The organism is Calditrichia bacterium, from assembly GCA_020634975.1.
GTDB lineage: Bacteria > Calditrichota > Calditrichia > RBG-13-44-9 > J075 > JACKAQ01.
This window is the reverse complement of the sequence record JACKAQ010000001.1, coordinates 1,760,728-1,780,404: the sequence shown is the minus strand read 5'-3', so window position 1 is coordinate 1,780,404 and position 19,677 is coordinate 1,760,728. Positions and strand designations below refer to the sequence as shown.

Sequence of the window (19,677 nt, the reverse complement as noted above, 5' to 3'; positions counted from 1 at the left end):
AACAACAGGGCAGCGATGAACACCATTCAATGGCAAACAGCCGCATGGCTGGCAGGATTTTTTGTGTTGGCAATTTTGCAGGGTTACCAGCTAGGTATCGGAGATTTATCGACCTATCTGGCGTTTGTCTGGCATAAATTTGACCCCGCATTGCTGAACAACGATCTGCTGATCGAAACGCTTGGCGATCACCCGGTTTACATTTGGGACGCAGTCGCGCTTTTGTTGAATGTCGCCAATGTGCAAACCGTTTTTCTGGGATTGTTTTTTCTCCAGACGGCACTAATGATCGCGGCGGTGTTTCTGTTTTATCGCCAGTTTTTTGGTGAAAATAACGGATGGCTGGTTTTGGCGCTGACACTTGTGCTGGGCACATCAGCCGCGGCAATGGGCGAATACGGGCTGAATCCCTACGGCTATTTTCACCCGAACGTTGTTGCCGTTGCAATTGCGTTGCTGGCGTTTGTGTTGCTGGATCGCGGAAATTGGCTGTCCGGCGCGGCGCTTTGCGGGAGCATTTTTCTCTTCCACCCGTTTACGGCGCTGTATGCTGCGCTGTTTTTTGGTTACAAATGGCTGTTGGGTTTTCGCCAAACCACTGTTTTTACTAAAATTGGCAGTGCTGCGATATTTTTGCTGATTTCTGCGCCAAGCTGGCTGCCGATGCTGCCGAAAATTCTCGCCGGCGCGCCACCGCAGTTTGATGTTTCACTCTGGCTGGATTTGGTGCGGCAGCGGATGCGCTTTTCATTTTTTGCCTCGCAATGGGTGCCGGATCGTTGGGTGCATCTCGGTTTAGCCGGATTCGGGTTGTGGTTTTTCCGGCATCATCCGGCGTTCCGGCGACTGCTGCCGGTCGTGCTGGGTACGCTTACGGCGCTGGCGCTGTTTGTTCTTGCAGATGTTTTCACCGTCAAATTTTTGCTGCAATTGCAGTTGGCGCGATGTTCCTATTTTCTGTTTATCGTGTTGTGTGCATTTATTGCCCACAAGATAGCAACGACGAACGACTCACCGAAAAGCCCGTTGATCATCTGGCTACTGTTGGGCATTGTTTTTATGATTGAAAACGTGATTGACGACCGCACCCTGTCTGTGCGGATGATCGTATTGGTCGGATTGGCGCTATTGCTGGTTTATCTATTTTGGCGACAGCCGGTGCACTGGCAACGGATTTACCTTGCCGGAACGCTGGCTGCCGTGCTGTTGGTAACCGGCGAAAAAACGATCGAGCGCATCGCCGAAACCGGGCGCATTTTTGACACTACCCTCACAACACCGTGGGAAGATATGCAGGTGTGGTGCGCCCAAAACACACCAACAGATGCGCTGTTGATGACGCCGATTTATATCGAAGGTTTCCGCAGTTTTTCCAAACGCCCTATTTACGGCACTTACAAAGATGGTGCCCCGCACAACTACAGCCGGAAAACCATTTTCCGCTGGTGGGCGCGGATGCAGGCGCTCGGCTTATCGTTGCCGTGGAACCGTGCCGCTTTTCCGTCGCTCTATCATCAACATGCGCTTTCGGTTGCCCGTGAAAACAATATCCGTTTCGTTATATATGAAAAAAGCATCGCCCTTCCCCCGGTTGCCCCACTTTACGAAAATCAACAATTTGCCATTTTCGAAACGCCTGCCTTGCCGGATTCTTCCGCCACAAATTAATCAAAAATGATGCGTTTATCCTCCATGACTGTGTTCGTTTAAACACGTTGTCCGGTTTTGCGAGAATTATTTGCACACATTGTGTAAAACCGAACACTACCCGTTCAGGGATATTTTGGAAGTTGAATTTCCCTAAGATGTTGAAAATATTCAAAATAAATAATCTTGTTGAATGTTTGGCACGCCGCTTGTTTATAAACAAACCTGGCAAAAAAGAAAAAACACTGGTTCGCCAGAATTAGCTGTGAGTCAAAAAAAAGTATCATTAATCAAGGAGTTGGCCAGCATGTCGGTCAAAAGTTTTTATAAGATAGTTGTAACCGTGTTGACAATCGTAGTAGCTGTGGGTTGTACGGACCAAAAAAAAGTAAAAGAAATGGAACAACGTATTGCGCAGCTTCAGGCGGAATACGAACAAAAAATGGAAGAAGCTGCAACGCAGTCCGAATTTCTGCAGGAATATTCCGAAACCATTAACGATGTTTATGATAATCTGGAGCAAATTCGTCAGCGCGAAGGTTTTTTGAGCAGGGCATCCAGCGATGTTGAAGAACAGGATAAAACGCCGCTGCGCGAAAAAATGTTGGCAAATGTTCAATCCATCGACACCTATTTGAAATCCAGTAAAGCTAAAATGGCAGAATTACAGCAACGCTTTAAGGATTCAAAAGTGAAAAATGATGCGTTGAGCAGCACCATCGAAAGCCTCAACAAAGCGATTGAGGAACGTGAAGTTCACATCACTCAGTTGAAAGATGATCTTGCAGCGTTGAACATTAAATTCGACGAAACCGAATGGCAATTGAAGGAAAAAGAAACGGTGATTCAGCAGCAGCAGCAACAGTTGAATACGGTGTATTACATCGTTGCTTCTGAAGATGAGTTGAAAGACAAAGGCATTATCGAAGAAAAAGGCGGATTCTTGGGTCTGCGTAAGACCAAACGGTTAGCTGCCGGATTCGACGAAGCCGATTTTACCCCTGCGGACATTGTGGAAGTTGGTAATCTTCAGATTGATAAAGAGCCGGGCAAAGTGAAAGTATTATCGCCGCACAACCCGAATTCCTATCAGTTGCACAAATCGGCGGAAGGCAAAACCACTCTCGAAATTACCAATCCCCAGGAATTCTGGAAGATCCGGTATCTGGTGATCGCCGCCAACAGCTAAGAAAAAAATCGCTAAAGATAGAGCAAAAAAAGCCCAATCACCCCCCTAACCCAAGCGTAAAAGACTAATTGTCTTTTACGCTTTTTTTTTGCCCGCAGACCATTCCAGCAAACCCTGTTGATAAAAACCGGATCGTTGAACGCCTTTCCGGAACGGATGCCGGCGATCCAGCCCGCCGATAAAATGGTTGAGCATCTCCGGTGTTTCGGTTGACGGAAATTGTTCAAAAATATGCTCGATATATTGCAGAAACCCGAAATTTCCGCCCTGTTCTGCCCAACTGTGCATCAGCGGCAACACGGCGTTTAGCAAAAACTGGCGTTGGCGCTGGTTTCCCGCTGCCCGTTCGGGCAATTGCCTGAAGCCGAGCATGTGTTGCAAATTGCGGATAAAAGCCGGCTGCAGCCGGATATCAATGGCGGATTGCCAGCGATTGCGCAACAATCTTTCCGGCAGGCGTTCCCGGGCAATAGACAGCAGGATTTCGAAGAGCCCGGTATTGCGAAAGTTGAACCAGATTGCAGCAAATCCGGCTAAACGGATAAAGGGGCTGTTGAACGGCCGCAGCCGCGAAAAATGCCAATCTGTCGCTGAAAGCACCGGAAATATCATCCGGTTTTGCCAGTTGCGGATGTGCTGGTTGAACAGTAGCGGAAACGCCCCGCTTTGCCGGAAAGCAGATTGCCGCAGCAACAGCTCGCCGAGCCCGCCCGCATATACCAGAAAAAACCAGACATCCATCGGCGAATGCCCCGGTGAGCAAAACGTTCCACCCAGCCGGGAAGCCGGGAACTGCCAGAGCAATTGCCGGAACGCGTTTTTGTTTGCGCTGTAGCCCAGCGTTTCGCCGAGGGAGAGAAACAGCACGTCCTCCGGTGAAAAATGACTCAGCCAGTCACGCATTTTCTGCACTTTCCGGCGAAAGCGTTGTTCGGCGAAACCGGCAAGTTCATGTAGTGTAACATCAGCAATATCAGGCGGTTGCGATGCGCTACTCTCGAGCGTTTGCATGGTTTCCCGCCATGTTTCAACCGGCATCGTCAACTGACCCGAGAGCAGCACGTGGGAAAAACGTTGCGCCAGCCGTTCGGGAATGCCTTTTGGCGCATCCCAGAGCAAGTGCAGGCAAACCTGCCCGTAGCGTTCGTCGTGATCGTGCCCGTGCTGATACCAGCATTCCGGTGATATGTGAATTTCCACATCACCGATTTGGCGAACACCGTCGATTTCCAGCAGCGCGCTCCGGAAATCCGGACCATTGCCAAAATTGAGCGTTCCGGGTTGCAATATGCGGATGCGCTCGTTCCGGGTTCCCCGGATTTCCGGCGGCAGCCCGATGGCTTCGCGATAGCTCCAGTGCAGCCAGCGCTCCGGAATCGATGGTGGCGATATTGCAATCATTGTATTGTATTTGTGATATTTTGTTTGTAATATAGCAATCGTGATATGATTTGGCAATAGCGATCTGAAATTTCAGTATTTTTTAGTTTTGTTATTTCTCAAAATAGCTCAAGAGCCAATAATATAAAATATTTTACCGGAGCGAGAATGAAGATGAATGGCAAACAAATCGCGGAGCGCATTCAGCAAATCATGCGCGATGCGGAAATGACCCAACAGGATTTGGCAAACTGGCTGGGCATCAGCCAGCCGGCTGTATCGCAATATCTCGCTGGAAGAATACCGCCGCCGGATGTGCTTTTTCAATTGTCAAAATTGGGGAAGTGTTCGATGGAATGGCTGTTAACGGGTGATGCGAATGCCGCACCATTGCTGGCTGTGCAGGAGCCGGTGCCCGGTTACGGCAGGGAAGCTGCGCTGCTGGCATTGTGGCGGGAGTTGCCGGAGGCGCTGCAAAACGCCCTGTTAAACCTCATGCGCCAAATGTCCCGGACTAATACTGGCGCTCCTGAAGAAAAGTCGTGATCAGATAGAGCGGATTGCCGGATTCCTGTGGCGTCACCTGTTTGAGTGCTGCCAGTGCTTTGTCGAAATAGGTTGTGGCTGCCTGCTCGCCCGCTTCGATAATCTGCAGTTCCCGCAGCGCTTTCTGGAATGCCGGGAAATCGCTGTATTGCTGTAAATCCCGTGGATAGGTTGCTTGCAACGCAGGATCAGCGTCGAGCATTTCGCGGTATTTGAGGGTGACGTAAGTGGTTTTGTGCATCCGGAAATCGCTGCCGACTTTTTTGCCGAGCTTCACTTCGTCTGCCACAAAATCGAGCAGATCATCCTGAATCTGAAATCCCATGCCCAAATTGTAGCCGTAATCGCTGAGGTGTTGCACTTGCTCCGGCGTACCGCTGCCGCAAATCGCGCCCAGCGCGCAGGATGTCTGGATCAGCCAGGCGGTTTTTTTGGCGATCATATCCAGATATTCATCGAGCTGCACATCGTTACGGCTCTCAAATTCTTTGTCGAGCGCCTGCCCTTCGCACACGCGAACCAGCGCTTCGGTAAATATTTCGGCGGCAGGATCGCGGGCATCGGCGGGTGAACGCATCAATTCCCGGAATGCCAGCCCGATCAGCGCATCGCCGGCCAAAATGGCGGTGCTTTCGTCGTATTTGATATGCAGTGTGGGAAATCCCCGGCGCAGCTCATCCTGATCCATAATGTCATCGTGAATCAATGTAAAATCGTGAAACAGCTCCACCGCTGTGGCTGCGGGCAGCGCATCTGCCTGGCTGCCGCCGACTGCCTGACTGGCGAAAATCGCCAACAGCGGACGGATTTTTTTACTGGGCATTTTCAAAAAATCCTGAATGGGCGCCCGTAGCGAAACCGGGAAATCTTTGGGAACGCAGTCAATCAGGCGCTGTTCAATTTCTGCGAGTGGTTGTTTCAGGTTGGATGCGAGGTTCACAAAACTCTGGGGGTTTGGGGTTCTGTTTAGTGGATCTTACTTAAATGTTTTCAATATGTTATGCACGTCAGTTAGTGTTGATGCACGCAGCAGTTGCTGAGTAATTTCCGGGGTTTGGAAATTGCGCGCCAGCAACGCCAGTGCCTGCAAATGCGGACCGCTGGTATCCACCGGCGAGAGCAGCAAAAACACAAAATGGGTGGGTAATCCATCCAGCGAATCGAAATCGATGCCTTCCCGGTAGAGCCCGAAAACCAGCACAATTTCGGAAACCGCGGTGGATTTGGCGTGCGGCACTGCCAGCCCGTTTTCGTATCCGGTGGAAAGATACCGTTCCCGTTCGATCAGATCGTTGAGCGCCTGCTCGCGGTTTTGCACTTTTCCTGCGGTCATTGCCACATCCAGCAAGTGCTCGATAACCGAAAATTTATCGCCATCGGCGGGCGACATTTCGATGATAATTTCGTCGATAGCGTCCGAAAGTTTCATGTGGATTTGCTTATCCTCTGCTAAAAATGGTGCCTGTTAAACTGCATTAAAGTATAATACGCACCTATTAAAAATGCAAAGCAAATGTAAACTCCGCAGCTTCGCTTGGGGCTTGAAAATATGCCGCTTTCTCCGTAAACTTAATGTACTGCACAATAAATCAATATGCTGGAAAATTGAAAAATTGGGGACAATATGAATTGGCGATTGGTCACATTGCTGTCTGATTTCGGGTTTGTGATGGGCGCACTGGCTGTGTTGGGTTTAACCGTGGGCGTTGAATGGGTGTTGTGGCTCTTATTCTGGGTTGTTGCATCATTTGTTCTCGCCAAAAAAGTGGGCGAGCAACTGTTTCAGCACGCGTTTGCCGTTGGATTGCTGTCAGCTATTTTTTCCTCGATTCTCACAGTAATATTTTTTGATCGCTGGGCGATAAATTATCCGGAAATTTACGATGTGCCGTTGAACCCCAAGCTGTATCTGATTCTCGTATCTTTATTTATCGGCGCTGCCAGCGGTGCGATTTTGGGCGGATTAACCCTGCTCAACCGCAAATTGCTCAATATTTCACCGGGAAAACCCGCAGGAAAAGGGAAACGTGCCAAAAAATGATGTCAACCGGAAATCGTCGCTGGCGGTGTTGCGCAACCGGCTGGCTGCCGTTGCAGCGCTGATCCCGGCGGATGTTCGCTGCGTTGCGGATATCGGTTACGATCACGGCCGGCTGATCAAAAAACTGGTGCAAACGCGTCCGGAAATCCGGGCGATCGGCGTGGAATTGCAGCCGCATTACATCGACCAATTCTGGCGGCTGAATATTTTTGAGAATGAAGCGGATCGTCATCGCGTCGATTTGCGAACCGGCTCCGGTTTGGCGCCGCTGTACCCCGGCGAAGCCGATTGTCTGGTGCTTGCCGGCATCGGTGAAACCGCGATCGCAAATATTTTAACTGCTGAGCCGGAAAAACTGCTGGGTGTTTCCTCGCTGGTGCTGGCGCCGTCGCGCTATTTTATCAAATTGCGGGCGGTGTTGCGGGAGTTGGGATTTTTCACTGCGAAAGAAGATTTGGTGTTCGAACGGGGAAATTTCTATCATTTGGCGTTGGCGCAGCGCGGCAGCGATCCGGCGGAAAATAGCCTCATCTGGCATTTCGGTCCACGTTTATTTGAAGCGCAACATCCGGGGTTGTATCAATTTTTGACCTATCTCAAACCGTATCTGGCAGTCCGCATGCCGTTTATCGAACAGCAGGAACCGTCCTTTCAAGTATATTTAAAACAATTGGATAGTGCGATTGAAATTGCCAGACAGTTTGCGGAGGAAAAGGATAAAGGATAAAGGATAAAGGATAAAGGATAAAGGATAAAGGATAAAGGCCAGAATCAGGGTGCGTCTGTATGCACGATAATGTTATCCTTTATTTATCCTTGCTTTCCACCCTCCGGCAATTTAAACCGGAACACAACTTCCCCGGTTTCGCGATTGATTTCCACTGCGGCATCATCGGTGACGAGCGGTTTGCCGGTGGCCATTTGCATCAATCCGCTCAGGAATTGCAATCCCTGATTTAATGTATTTTCCAACTCGTCGGGTGCAGATTGTGCAGGTTTTTCCGTCTGTTCAGCGGCAACCGTTTCCGCAACAGCGGGCTCAGCCGGTTCATCGATAATGGTTTCTGCAGGATCTTCCAGTGCCTCTGCAGGGGCAAAATCGTGCGGCTGTGCGAAGCTGCCCATCACGCTTTCCCGCGATTCTTCATCCGGCACTTCCTCAAACGGCTTCACCAGTTTTTGCACCTGATCGATAAACGTCGCGCGACCTTTTTTGCTGAAATCGACTTCATCGGTGACGCTGCCTTCGTTCAGCACCGCGTCGAACAACGATTCCTTCAGTATAATTCCGCCCTGAATGCGCTCCTCAATGCTGTTTCGCGCGATCAGATTAATCACCGTAATTTTGTTGCTTTTTTGCCCGATGCGGTGGATCCGTCCGATCCGCTGATTTTTCCGCGCGGGATTCCAGGGCAGCTCAAAATTGATAACCGTGTCGGCAAATTGCAGGTTCAGTCCGGTGCCGCCGGCTTCGGATGCCAGCAAAATCTGGCATTCCGGGTTGTCGCGAAACTCAGCGATTACATTTTTGCGGTTTTTCACGGGCACATCGCCGGTGAGGGTTGCGCTGCCAATCCCGTTGGCGTTGAGCATTTTCCCGATCAGCCGCAGCATGGTTTTGAATTCCGAAAAAATGATCACCTTTTTGCCGCTGGATTTGATGTCCAGTTTGTCCAGCAAAATTTCCTGCAGTTCGTCCAGTTTGGGCGAGTGATTGGTTTCATTATCCAGCAAAAAGGTGGAATTGCAAGCCATGCGCATGCTCGTCAGCAATTGCTGGATGCGCTGCATATCAAAAATGGTTTTGTGCTTTTTCATCAAAATGGGCATCAGCGAGCGGGCAAAACCGCTGTGCATTTCTTCCTGCAACGGGTGCAAAATGACCGGAATGTTGATTTCCTGCAGATCCGGCAATTGTTCCAGCACATCCTTTCTCTCCCGGCGGATCAGCCAGGGCGAGATGCGTTCTTTCAGCGCCTGCAAATTGAAATATCCGGTGATCATATTTTTTTTCGATTTGTCAAAATAGCAGTGGTTCATGGAAAATTCCCACAACGGCGCCAGAATTTCCGGGTCCACAAAATTCATGATCGAATAGAGATCGCCAAGCCGGTTTTCGATGGGCGTTCCGGTGATCACCAGCGAATGTTTTTTGGGAATCGCCTTCACGGCGTATGAGGTTTTGGTGGTGTAATTTTTGATGCGCTGGGCTTCGTCCAGAATAATCATGTCCGGCGGATTGGCGATAATCGTGCTCAAATCGCGCATTACCGCTTCGTAATTGGCAATCAGAAAATACGCCGGGTTTTCCCGGTAGATCGCCTGCCGCTGCTTTCTGCCGCCTTCCACCACCAGCGCTTTTTCGTGGCAAAACCGTTCGATTTCCTGCTGCCACTGAAATTTCAGCGATGCGGGACAAACCACCAGCGTGCGCCGCAAGCCGTAAATTTCCTTTTTGAGCACCGCCGTAGCGATGGCTTGCAACGTTTTGCCCAACCCCATTTCGTCCGCGATAATCGCGCCGGGTTTAAACAGCGAGAACAAAATGCCTTCTTTTTGATAGGGAAACGGCGCGATTTTCAGCTGATCGAGCGATGGCGTAATATTCTCCGCCAACTTGCGCATCGATTCCCGCTCGAAATATTTTTCGATAATCGTGTGCACTTCCGGGCGAACCAGAATTTTTTTGTGCGCCGCCGCAGCTTCCAGAAATTCCAGAAATTGCGGATAATTTTCCGGGCTGATGTGCCGCTGTCCGCGAAAATGTTTTTCCAGCAGCGATGCCACGCCGAGCGTCAGTTTATCTTTGTAAAAATAGGTAATCTGGTAATTGTTGTGCGGATCGGCAAAAATTTCCACAAACGGATACGGTTGGGTCTGGGTGAGTTTTTGCACCGGATAGCTGCGCGAAATCTGCTTTCGGGCAAAAATTAAATGTTTGCAGGTGCCCAGTTTGTTCGTTTTGAAATCCGGGCAGGAGCAGTAGCCGCTGCTGCGCTCAAAATCGCGGATGGTGAGCGCGTAAATTCTGCCCGACTCCGAGCGCAGTTGATGCACGCCGTAAATATTATCTGCCACCGTCAGCCGGTAATCCTCCGTTTCGGCGCGTTCTTCGCGTTCGCGGAGCACCCGTTCGATCATTTCCTCACGGAGATATGCCTCGCCTTCGCCGGAGGGCTGGACGAGGGCTTTGCGCATTTCCTTTTCCAGCAACAGCAACGCCGCCGCCGCATGATGGCAGCATTTGAGCATCGAAGCGCATTTGCAGGTGTGCCGCAAATGGTGATCTGCAATGGATACGTGCACATCATAATCCTCGAAACGATCCTCCACCAAAAAATGGTAGCTGTCGCCGCTGCGGGCCAACAGCGTGATGTTATCCATTTCCAGCGCGTTCTGTGCACGGTAAAAAGTGATGTCCGAGCGAATATATTCTTTTTTGAGCTGATTAGCAGATGGAAAAGGCGGTGTGAAGTGCATGGCGCGCTCCCGGTTTTTGGCGTTTTGTGAATCCAAAATTAACCCAACGCGCACTCATTTCAAAACAAAAGCCGGGATCCGGTTCCGAAAAACCAAACCCCGACTTGAGATGATGAGGTTTTAACATTTATTGATTTGTAACGGCGGTCATTTTTCGCTGACAAACGGTTGCGGACGTACTTCCGCCGATGCGGAATGCCATAACTGCTGCGACGCATCGATACTGGTGATGCGATAAAAATACCGCTCGCCGTTGCGCACGCTGCCGTCCACAAATTCGAACCGCGATGCAGTGCCGTTGGTCGCCTTCCCCGGAAATTCGCTGACGACGGTGAACACTTCGCCGTCATTGCTGCGTTCCACAAACAAACACAAACTCTGGTGACTTTCGCTCACCAGCCAGTTGACGGTAACTTTCGCATCACCCGGATAAACCGACAGGGCAACGGGTGCATTATTTTCGATGGATGGTTCCGGTGTGCTCTGGGCAAGTAACGGTAATCCAACGCTTATCAGGCAAAGCCATAACTTCCAGTTCATATCCAAACTCCTTTTTTGTGAAATTTGAGCGATGGCTATTCCGCTCAAAACCTAACATTCGGATAAACCGGAAAAAACTTTAGGGCGTGATGTTGTATTTTTGATGCGGGATCTTTTCCCGTTTTCAAAAGAATCGTAAATCAAATAAATAGGCGCCGCTGCGCCGCAACAAACATCTACAATTTGTTGCAAAAATGCTCGATATCCAGAATCCAGAAACCAGAAACCAGAAAATCACTGCGCGATGCGCATGGTTGTGAGCGGCACAGAAAACGCATTTTTACGAATCGCGAAGCGGAAATTCCCGTCCGGTTGCTGAATGGTTTGCTGTGCCAGCGATAAACCTTTGGCGTAAATGGCCACCAGTTTGGCGGTGTAAAAATCGAATAGCTTCACCTCATTTTCACTGACAGACAGCACGTATCGCTCGCCGGAATAGCGCACATCCGGGAAAATTTCCCGGAATTCCTTACTGACAAACGCTTTCGGCGGATCGGGCGGCGTCAACCGGATGTTGCCGCGCAAATCAAAAAAATAGGTGTCGCCATTTTCCCAAATGCTGCCCCAATCAGCCTCAACCACAGCCGCCGTTTCCGGGAAAATTTCCGGAAATGAAATTGGATTCAGATCTGCGTGCGCATCCAGATATGCCGCAAAAATGCTGTCCGCCGGCAGTTGGGACGCCGGAATGGCATTGCGAACGGGCGTCGTCCGGCTGTATTTCCGGTAAAATTCCAGATATCGCGGCAATCCCCATTCGTCCAGCAAAAAACGGTTGTAAAACGCGCTGGCGGGATAACTCAACGATGCATCCTGTCCGGTGAACTGTTGGGCATTGAGCAGCTCTTTGTAGGGTAAAAATTCACTTTTTTGGAGAAAACGACCCAAATTGAGGATCACCTCGGTGGATTTATCGCCCCGGCCACCCACCGCAGCAGCAAACCCCTCCTGCAGAAAGGGGTGGGTGTATAGCGGCAATTGCTGCAATTTATAATTGATCAGCAAATGTGCCACTTCGTGAAAATGCGCGTTAAACTGGCTGATAATCGCATCGATGCCCAACAGATAGATGCCGCGCGTGTTAAATCCGCTCACCTGTTCGATTTCTTCGGGCGAATCGCACAAAAAATAAATGATCTTTTCTTGCTCCAGTCGTTGGCGACCGGCTTCGTCGATTTCCAGAAAATCGAGCATTTTCTCGGTGAAATCGCGCATTTCTTTTGCGGCGCGTCGGTTGAAATTTGCCGGATTGCTGATGCGATAATCAAAATAGCGGGTCAGTTCGCGCTGCCAGTTTCGCGAAAAATATTCTACTGGTGTCACCAGCTTTCCCTGCTGGAAATAAAATATCAGGGTATCTTCCCGTTCTGGAATGATGATTTCAATGGTCGAAAAACCGTCTGCCAACCGGGATTCTGTCAGCGAAAATGTTGCGGTTTTCTGGCGAATTTCCCGCAAAGTCGCGCTGTCGATATCGTACTGGATCAATTCTTTCCGGGAAACGCCGGAATAAGTGATGCCCAAACGTTCGGAAATCCGGCGGGTTTCCGCCGAAATCATGCGTTCCGGAATTGCCTGCCCGGTGTTGAGCCATCGGACGATTGCATCCCGCGCAGCCGGTGGTTCTGGCGCTTGCTGCACGTTTGATGTGCTGCATCCAAACAGGTTCAATATCAATATAAACAACAGGTAAGGCGATTTGGTTTTTGTTCGCAAAATATTATGGCTCCGGTTTTTTTGTGGCGAATTTACGATGTGTTCGCACGGTTTCAAACCGGAAAAAACCACTCATTATTCTGATCGTTCGACCGGACTGAATTCGCTTGCATCGGAAACCGGATTGTCTTAATTTTAATGATACTTCTAAAATCACATAATGAAAGGGTGGATTTATGAAACGTGTGTTGGTGCTATTGATGGCAATGATGGTGTTGGTGGGTGTTGTGATGTTGAGCAGCTGCGAAAAAAGCGACAACAGCGCTGCGCAAGCCGAAGTTCAGGTTGTGAAAGCGGAAAAAGTAAATTTGAGCGTTGAAGGCATGACCTGCGGCAGCTGTGTAAACAGCATCGAAACGGCTTTGGCGAAGCAAAATGGCATTATCAAAGGTAAAGTATCGCTGGAAGAAAATGCCTGCGAAGTAGAATTTGATGCATCCAAAACCAATACCGATGAAATTTTAGCGACGATCGAAAAAGCGGGTTACTCTGCAACTGTCGTTCAGTAAGTCAATAAAAAACAGTATTTTAAAATATGGCCGACGCGTAAGGTATCGCAATATCCGCGTCGGCTTTTTTTTAACCGGGAGAGTGACGAATGGCGCATCCGCCGATTGGCATTGCCAATTCCGTGTCCTATAATTTTCAGTACGACCCGCTGGATACCCTCGCATTTGCCAAACAAAGCGAGTTCGATCCGGTGCAAATTTATGTGAACGCGGCTATGCTGGCCAATCCGGATGTGTTACAGCAGTTGCAATCGCAGCAAACCGGTTTTCAAAATGTATATTTTCATGCCGAAGGCTATCTCAATGCAGATTTTTCCGGCGGCGATTATCGCAGCCAGTTGACCCGTTTTGTGAAGGGCACACCGAAGCCAAATTACATCCTGCATTTTGATGAGCGGGTGAAAATTGACGATCTGGTTAAAATTGCCGATCAGCTAAAAAAAGATGCTGTTGAATTATATCTCGAAAATTATTTTATGGCTGAAGGCAAAGCTGAAGCAGAGCGGAATATCAAAAAATATTTGGCGCTGTTTACGTTAACACAACTGAACGGCATTGATATTATGCCGGTGCTGGATATTCCCCGGCTGTTTCATCACAAATTGGGATTTGAAACTGCCGAAGCTGTGGAGTGGTGCTACCAGATGATCAACTTTTTTGGCAACCGCAACATTCCCCTCCTGTTGCATTTAATTGATGCAACAGCGCCGGAACAGGGGCGATTGAATTTTACAGCCATCGGCAACGGCTACATTCCCTATGCGGAAATTTTGGGATTTATCCGCAAAACCCGCCCGAATATTTCCGGCATCATTCTGGAATTTGAGGATAAAATCAATCCGCTGGCTTCCCGCGAATTTATTATCGATGCTTTTACGGACAAATAATTGTATTAGGATTACATTGGCATTAACGAAAAAAGCTTAGCCGGAATATCTGGCTAAGCTTTTGTTTTATATGCGGTTTATGAATTGAAGCCTGTGATCAGAAAACATACTTTTGGGTAACGGTGTGCCGTCCGTATTCAATGGGAAGGGGTTTGAAATTGCGCCAGTTGCGAATACTGCGGGTGATGCATTGGGCAATTTCCGGATTCGGCAGCGTGGATTCAATAATCCGCACGCTTTCCGGAATGGCGTATCCGCCCGGGTGAACATCAAATTGAACCGTGATATATCCCTGAACATTGTTATACAGCCGGTAAATGCGGTCGATGCAGTGTTGCACACGACGCCGGTTTTCGGTGGCTGTTGACAGCGTTTGTTCATCGTCCCGGTAGCCGGTAACAATGTTGAAATCGGTAAATTGACTTTTTTCAACGGTGTATTTTTCGTCCGCAACGTTAATTGCGCGCACCGATTTTTGGTATTCTCGATCCTTTTGGCGGGTTTTATCCAGCGGCGTAACTTGTTCCGGTGCTGTTTGCTGTGTGGCAACCGCCGGTTTTTTGCGGGGAATCGGCTCAACGCGTGTGAGCGCCTCTTCGATATTTTTGGGCACGAAAGCTTCAACCGCCTTGACGGATTCTGTTTTTTCGGCATTCATGCGCAGCGTCTGTTTCGGCTGGGAAACAGGGCGAACAGATGCAAGTTCCGTTTCGACAAGCATGTTTTCTTCTGGATTTGGCAACATGGTAACAATGCTCGACATCTCGTTGCTGTTGCTGGCAAATATCGGTTGTTCCGGCAAAATTTTTGGCGCCAACCGTGTTAAATACGCCTCACGTACGCCCGGCTTTAGCTTCATCGGGCGATCGAAGCGATAAATGGTGGCAAACATTGCCGTTGCCAAAAACAATAGCAATGCTGTAACGCTCAAAATTTTTCCGAACAGAATGTTGTTAGACGTCCAAATTGGTCGCCGAAAAAACACACTTCGGTAGTTGTATCTGAAATTCTCCATATCTTCCCATCTTCCGTAAAGTTGAAATACCACGTAATCATACGCAACTTGCAGCGTTAGAATGTTGATTCAGATCAACAGATTCAATATTATGAGTTGAAAGTGTGTAAAAATTACACTATTTCGGTTGGTTTGGGGAATCTTGCGGATGTGTCCAATTGTCGAATTCGGGTAGATTTTCCACATCGTCAGACCCATTTTCATCCGGAATTTGCGTTTCAACGGCGGGTTTTTTGCGCAATAGATCGATAATTTTTTTGATGAACGGCGAAATCACAATCACAATAAATAGCGTGATCAGCACCCAGGTCGGAATTTGCAGCGCATGCCCCAATAGCGCCAAAATGTAGTATCGCGGCGTTCGTCCCACAACCAGTGCGCTTTGGTATTTCCATTGCGGATAATGTCCGGCAACGCTCAAAAATTTGAACGGATAAAACGGAACGGGAGATATAGCAGCGAAAACCAGAATCAAAAATGGATATTTGAAAAAATAATGCAGCGATTTGCGGAACAGCCGGGTGTTGTCCAGTTTTGGGCGAATGCGGCGGTGATTGATTAGCGGCGCAATAATCCAGTAATCCAGAAATCCGGCGATGCAACAACCGATGGTACCAGCGATGGCAATTTCCCACGCCGGAAAATGTTTGGCAGTTTGCAGCAATGCCGGCTCATGCGGGAATGGCGAGATCAGGAACTGCGATGGAATGGAATACATGCCAAACAACGTTAGATCGCGATATGCGGGATAAAAATGAATTAGCGCCACACCTGCGGCAATCGAAAAAGCGGCAAGGCTGACAATTCTTCCCCAGTACAATTTTGCCGAAGGTGCTGTTGCAAAATTTTTTTTCACACATTCATCCGGATGATTCTCAAACCACATAATTAGCTCGTTAATTTATTCCGGCGGGAATCCATAACCAAATGGTTTCCGAAACGAAATGGCAGACAGGCAAGCTGAATTTTTGCAAAAATGTTACCCATTTATGGTATTGGTTTGCCCGAATTTCATCTGTAAATTTGGTCCAGAACTTCAAATAGAAAACCAATCATGTGGCAGTGCAGGAGTTAGTGGAGCTGTTTCCGGACGCAAATTGAGCAGAGAAAAATGCGACAATCGCTGTTATTCAGGCAGCGGGCAATTCGGAATGGTTCCCCGATTTGAAAGGCAGATGCATCATGAAAAATGTCAACCGGGTCGTTATTTGTTTGCACCTTTTTTGCGTATCGCTGTTTTCGCAGCCCAAAATGGATTCGCCAATCGAACAAATCAGCAATTTTGAGAGAACATTTGCCCTGCTAAACGTTGGCAACTGGGAATATTTTGTTCGAAACGATGGCGTGCAGGCGCAGCAGCCCAATGGCTTAGCCGGTGGAATTTTCCCAAAAAATACGGATGTTGTGGTGTATCAATCCGGATTAATTTACGGCGGATTTGTGGACGATATCCGCGATACTGCGGCGGTTCGGCTGCGGGTTGGCGGCAGCACTTATGGAACCGGATTGCAGCCGGGCAGAATTTTGGTGCCGGGAACGGCAACCGCGCTGCCGGTTTACGGCTCGCCGGACGAGAAAAACCAGTGGCGCATCAGGCGGGACTGGCAGCAATTGCAAATCGGCGATTCAATTTTGATTCGCGAAGCGGCGTTGCAGAACCCCACCAACAACGAAACGCAAATCATTACCGATGCAATGCAGCAGGAAATTATCGATCAGTACCAATTGGATTGGGAAACCTGGCCGGTGGAATGGGGCGCGCCGTTTATCGATCACAACCAAAACGGTGTTTACGATGTCGGCACGGACGAACCGGGCATTGCCGGTGCGGATCAGGTCATCTGGCAGGTGGTGAACGACGCAGCCGCGTTTGATCTTTATCTGTCGCCGCCCATCGGGCTGGAAATTCAGGAAACATTCTGGACATACAACAGCGAGCACTTTCCCTTCGATCAGCTGATTTTTATGCGCTATCAACTGATCAACAAATCCGGTTTGCGCATCGATTCCATGTTTGTGGGGCAGTGGTGCGATTCGGATATCGGGAAATTTGTGGATGATTTAGCCGGATGTGACCGCGAGTTAAGCCTCGCTTACGGCTATAACGGCAACAGCTATGATGTTGATTTTCAAAAACTTGGATTACCTGCGCCAGCGGCAGGTTTTCAAGTGTTGCAGGGACCGGTGGTTGCAGCCAATGCCGGAAGCGATGTAAACCGGAACGGCATCGACGATATTTCAGAACGGGCTGTTTACAATTTCCGGCAAACGAGCCCCGGTTTTATTAATTTGCCGATGACGTCTTTTGCCGGTCTTTTTAATACTTCTGATGTACCGTGTTTCTGCTATGACCAAACCCTCCAATATTATAACAGTTTGAACGGCTATATGCATTCACGCATTGTGCTGCCTCAATATATTTTTCTCGGCCCGAGTAACGGAATGCCAACAAAATTCCCGTTGGATGGCGATCCGATTGCCCGAACCGGAGATATCGACGGTTTTTTATTTCCGCCCAGTGATCGCCGATGGATGGTTAATACAGGCGCGTTTACCCTGATGCCGGGCGATACGCAAGAGGTTATTTTTTCTGCAGTTGGCGGCATCATTGATGCAGATGAAAACATGAGCCGTTTTTCCGTGCAGCAGCTAAAACGCAACGCCCGGGTGGGGCAATATTTCGCGCGGAACCTGTTCCAGAATCCGTTTCAGCCGGGACCGCCGCCGGATGTGCGGGTTTCCGAACAATCGACCAAAATTGTGCTGGAGTGGGGCACCAATCAGGATGTGCTGACGCAGATCGAATCCGCCGAAGCCGCCGGATTTTATTTCGAGGGTTACAATGTATATCAATTGCCATCGCCGGCAACACCAAAATCGCGGGCAAAACGCATTCTGACATTCGATAAAGCGAACCTGTTGCAGGATGTGCAGATGGAAGTATTCCTCCCGGAATTTAGCATGTTCCAGCCGGTAACAGTGTTGCGGGGCAGCAACAACGGCGTCCGGCGATTTGTGGAAATCGATCGTGATTTAGCCAATGACAAACCGCTATACAACGGCACGCCGTATTATTTTGGCGTGACCGGATTTTATGTGAAAGATGAAAATCGCGATGGCATCAGCGATTCGGATTATCCCTATCCGTTTATCGAAACCGGGATGACCGTGGTAACTGCCATTCCACAAAATGCCCGTCCCGGATACGACCCGCCGGAAACCGGCGACATCGTCGTGACCCACGCCGCCGGAAACAGCGATGGCGCGACGAATGTGTATCTCGTTAATCCACAGGCAGTTACCGGACACAATTACGAAGTTTTTTTCACCCGGAATTCGCCGGAAATCCGTTGGAATTTACAGGATATCACCGAAAACAAACTCGTTTTTGCAGATCGTCCGCAAGTTGATGTGGCGGATATCGATCGCGGGAAATTTATCGCCGATGGTTTTGCCGTGAAAGTAGCGACGCCAAAAGCCGGTGTGCGATCCGGAAACGCGGGTTGGTCGGTGCCTTCCGGCGAACAGCGTTTTGGAAATGGCGGAACCGATGTGGCGCTGGAAGGTTTTGCCGGTGCGATCGGTTATTTTAAAAAACTGGATGAAAGTGGCACAGAAAATCCACCGCCGGTAGACAGCGTGGCGCTGCCGGATATCCGGCTGGTGCTCGCTACCGCTGAAAATCCGGTCAGCAGCTTCGATCCCGAATTCGACCAGAACGGCGACGATGCAAACGTGTCATTCGCCTATCGCTGGCTGCGCAATGCGGCAGACCCGCCGGCACGCCCGGAATTTGCGCCGAATATCGCCAATGCAGCCGCAGGCTATGCGTTTCAGGATTTTTCCCGGAGTGTACCGCTGGCAGCGTTCGACATCAGCGATCCGGAAAACCCCCGGCGACTGGCAATCGGTTTTCTGGAAAATAATGTGCCGGAAGGGTTGGTGGACGGCAAATATTGGCCGCCGGACGGTGAAAATGTGCAAATTGCCAGCCCGCGGGAATGGCTGTTTATCATGAATGCGGATTACCGGGAAACGCCGGATTCGCTGTTTCAGCGCAATTTACTGGCGAACAGTCACCAACTGCCAATTATGTATCTGTTGACCGTTTCGCGCCGCACGGATGCACCATTTTCGCCGGGAAACAGCGGTGCGGATCAGTTCGAATTTTACACAAATCGCATCAATTCTCCCGGCGATGTGTTCCGTTTTCAACTGCCGGAAAATGTGTTTCGCGCGGATAAAGCGGCTGCGGATGTGGACAACATCAGCGTTTTTCCCAACCCGTATTACGGCGGAAATCCACAGGAATCCGGCGATAATCTGGATCGTTTCGTCACTTTTGCGCATCTGCCGGAGCGCTTCACGATGCGCATTTTTACGCTTTCCGGTCAATTGGTCACCAAAATTACCGAACGCAGCAAAGATCCCGGCAGCCAGTTTTTGCGCTGGCATCTGCGCAACGATGCGAACATCCACATTGCCAGCGGATTGTATATCATCCACATCGAAATGCCGGAATTGAACAAAACCAAAGTGCTCAAACTGATGGTTGTGCAGGATCAGGAACAGGTGCTGTTCTATCAGAACACCTGGCAAAATCCGGTTGATTGATCGGCGGGGCACATTGTTGTGCCCCATATCTTTCCACATTCCCCAAAAATCGCTTGAAAACCACCGAAAATTGCCCCAATATAGACGCCTGAAACGAACGGGTAACTGCGTCT

General features: G+C 49.4%; 17 protein-coding genes. 9 read left to right on the top strand and 8 right to left on the bottom strand.

Annotation, left to right across the window (positions count from 1 at the left end; translation table 11 throughout):
* The first annotated feature begins 15 nt into the window (after positions 1–15).
* Both H6629_07210 and H6629_07205 read left to right on the top strand, forming a co-directional pair.
* Positions 16–1,668, top strand: coding sequence for a hypothetical protein (locus H6629_07210; GenBank protein ID MCB9067584.1), 1,653 nt, complete (start codon positions 16–18; stop codon positions 1,666–1,668).
* Positions 1,669–2,044: 376 nt separating this feature from the next.
* On the top strand, positions 2,045–2,836 hold the full coding sequence (locus H6629_07205) for a hypothetical protein (GenBank protein ID MCB9067583.1): 792 nt from the start codon (positions 2,045–2,047) through the stop codon (positions 2,834–2,836).
* A 75-nt stretch (positions 2,837–2,911) separates the two neighbouring features.
* Here the strand turns inward: H6629_07205 and H6629_07200 are convergent, their stop codons facing one another.
* Positions 2,912–4,237 carry a DUF2851 family protein gene (locus tag H6629_07200; protein MCB9067582.1) on the bottom strand — a complete coding sequence of 442 codons (1,326 nt, stop codon included), beginning with the start codon at positions 4,235–4,237 and terminating at the stop codon, positions 2,912–2,914.
* 153 nt (positions 4,238–4,390) lie between these two features.
* On the opposite strand from H6629_07200, the gene H6629_07195 reads away from it, so the two are divergent.
* Positions 4,391–4,762 (top strand): helix-turn-helix domain-containing protein, encoded by a 372-nt coding sequence (locus H6629_07195; GenBank protein ID MCB9067581.1) that lies wholly within the window; start codon positions 4,391–4,393, stop codon positions 4,760–4,762.
* Here H6629_07195 and H6629_07190 read toward each other — a convergent pair.
* Entirely contained in the window at positions 4,731–5,702 is a 972-nt protein-coding gene (locus tag H6629_07190) for a polyprenyl synthetase family protein (protein ID MCB9067580.1), read from the bottom strand. The two genes, H6629_07195 and H6629_07190, sit on opposite strands and share 32 nt — an antisense overlap.
* A 36-nt stretch (positions 5,703–5,738) precedes the next feature.
* Positions 5,739–6,191, bottom strand: coding sequence for a PTS sugar transporter subunit IIA (locus tag H6629_07185; protein ID MCB9067579.1), 453 nt, complete (start codon positions 6,189–6,191; stop codon positions 5,739–5,741).
* Positions 6,192–6,386: 195 nt separating this feature from the next.
* Between H6629_07185 and H6629_07180 the strand changes: the two genes are divergently transcribed.
* The gene (locus tag H6629_07180) at positions 6,387–6,803 is read left to right on the top strand and encodes a hypothetical protein (GenBank protein ID MCB9067578.1); all 417 of its coding nucleotides are present in this window, start codon (positions 6,387–6,389) and stop codon (positions 6,801–6,803) included.
* Complete coding sequence (locus H6629_07175) at positions 6,790–7,530, top strand: tRNA (adenine(22)-N(1))-methyltransferase TrmK (protein ID MCB9067577.1); 741 nt, start codon at positions 6,790–6,792, stop codon at positions 7,528–7,530. Before H6629_07180 ends, H6629_07175 begins: the two co-directional genes overlap by 14 nt.
* Positions 7,531–7,613: 83 nt before the next feature.
* On the opposite strand, the gene H6629_07170 is transcribed toward H6629_07175, so the two are convergent.
* The 3 genes from H6629_07170 to H6629_07160 form a co-directional block, all read right to left on the bottom strand.
* Positions 7,614–10,283 (bottom strand): DEAD/DEAH box helicase, encoded by a 2,670-nt coding sequence (locus tag H6629_07170; protein ID MCB9067576.1) that lies wholly within the window; start codon positions 10,281–10,283, stop codon positions 7,614–7,616.
* Between the two features lie 147 nt (positions 10,284–10,430).
* Positions 10,431–10,823, bottom strand: a complete 393-nt coding sequence (locus H6629_07165; GenBank protein MCB9067575.1) for a hypothetical protein — start codon at positions 10,821–10,823, stop codon at positions 10,431–10,433.
* Between the two features lie 234 nt (positions 10,824–11,057).
* On the bottom strand, positions 11,058–12,539 hold the full coding sequence (locus H6629_07160; protein ID MCB9067574.1) for a hypothetical protein: 1,482 nt from the start codon (positions 12,537–12,539) through the stop codon (positions 11,058–11,060).
* A gap of 230 nt (positions 12,540–12,769) precedes the next feature.
* On the opposite strand from H6629_07160, the gene H6629_07155 reads away from it, so the two are divergent.
* Both H6629_07155 and H6629_07150 read left to right on the top strand, forming a co-directional pair.
* A complete protein-coding gene (locus H6629_07155) occupies positions 12,770–13,048 on the top strand; it encodes a heavy-metal-associated domain-containing protein (GenBank protein ID MCB9067573.1) in 279 nt (92 codons plus the stop codon).
* An 89-nt stretch (positions 13,049–13,137) separates the two neighbouring features.
* Positions 13,138–13,935: a hypothetical protein gene (locus tag H6629_07150; protein MCB9067572.1), complete on the top strand. Its 798-nt coding sequence runs from the start codon at positions 13,138–13,140 to the stop codon at positions 13,933–13,935.
* A 97-nt stretch (positions 13,936–14,032) separates the two neighbouring features.
* Here H6629_07150 and H6629_07145 read toward each other — a convergent pair whose 3' ends face one another.
* Both H6629_07145 and H6629_07140 read right to left on the bottom strand, forming a co-directional pair.
* Positions 14,033–14,866 carry an AgmX/PglI C-terminal domain-containing protein gene (locus tag H6629_07145; GenBank protein ID MCB9067571.1) on the bottom strand — a complete coding sequence of 278 codons (834 nt, stop codon included), beginning with the start codon at positions 14,864–14,866 and terminating at the stop codon, positions 14,033–14,035.
* A gap of 202 nt (positions 14,867–15,068) precedes the next feature.
* A complete protein-coding gene (locus H6629_07140; protein MCB9067570.1) occupies positions 15,069–15,806 on the bottom strand; it encodes a VTT domain-containing protein in 738 nt (245 codons plus the stop codon).
* 88 nt (positions 15,807–15,894) lie between these two features.
* On the opposite strand from H6629_07140, the gene H6629_07135 reads away from it, so the two are divergent.
* Complete coding sequence (locus tag H6629_07135; protein ID MCB9067569.1) at positions 15,895–16,236, top strand: hypothetical protein; 342 nt, start codon at positions 15,895–15,897, stop codon at positions 16,234–16,236.
* A complete protein-coding gene (locus tag H6629_07130) occupies positions 16,202–19,564 on the top strand; it encodes a T9SS type A sorting domain-containing protein (GenBank protein MCB9067568.1) in 3,363 nt (1,120 codons plus the stop codon). Before H6629_07135 ends, H6629_07130 begins: the two co-directional genes overlap by 35 nt.
* The last annotated feature ends 113 nt before the right edge of the window (positions 19,565–19,677 follow it).

What these genes read in the sequence shown, in the direction of transcription:
- H6629_07180 (MCB9067578.1), top strand. Translation starts at nt 6,387, where the DNA reads ATGAATTGGCGATTGGTCACATTGCTGTCTGATTTCGGGTTTGTGATG.
- H6629_07155 (MCB9067573.1), top strand. Translation starts at nt 12,770, where the DNA reads ATGTTGAGCAGCTGCGAAAAAAGCGACAACAGCGCTGCGCAAGCCGAA.
- H6629_07165 (MCB9067575.1), bottom strand. Translation starts at nt 10,823, where the DNA reads ATGAACTGGAAGTTATGGCTTTGCCTGATAAGCGTTGGATTACCGTTA.
- H6629_07135 (MCB9067569.1), top strand. Translation starts at nt 15,895, where the DNA reads ATGGCAGACAGGCAAGCTGAATTTTTGCAAAAATGTTACCCATTTATG.
- H6629_07200 (MCB9067582.1), bottom strand. Translation starts at nt 4,237, where the DNA reads ATGATTGCAATATCGCCACCATCGATTCCGGAGCGCTGGCTGCACTGG.
- H6629_07210 (MCB9067584.1), top strand. Translation starts at nt 16, where the DNA reads ATGAACACCATTCAATGGCAAACAGCCGCATGGCTGGCAGGATTTTTT.
- H6629_07205 (MCB9067583.1), top strand. Translation starts at nt 2,045, where the DNA reads ATGGAACAACGTATTGCGCAGCTTCAGGCGGAATACGAACAAAAAATG.
- H6629_07195 (MCB9067581.1), top strand. Translation starts at nt 4,391, where the DNA reads ATGAATGGCAAACAAATCGCGGAGCGCATTCAGCAAATCATGCGCGAT.
- H6629_07150 (MCB9067572.1), top strand. Translation starts at nt 13,138, where the DNA reads ATGGCGCATCCGCCGATTGGCATTGCCAATTCCGTGTCCTATAATTTT.
- H6629_07130 (MCB9067568.1), top strand. Translation starts at nt 16,202, where the DNA reads ATGGATTCGCCAATCGAACAAATCAGCAATTTTGAGAGAACATTTGCC.
- H6629_07170 (MCB9067576.1), bottom strand. Translation starts at nt 10,283, where the DNA reads ATGCACTTCACACCGCCTTTTCCATCTGCTAATCAGCTCAAAAAAGAA.
- H6629_07185 (MCB9067579.1), bottom strand. Translation starts at nt 6,191, where the DNA reads ATGAAACTTTCGGACGCTATCGACGAAATTATCATCGAAATGTCGCCC.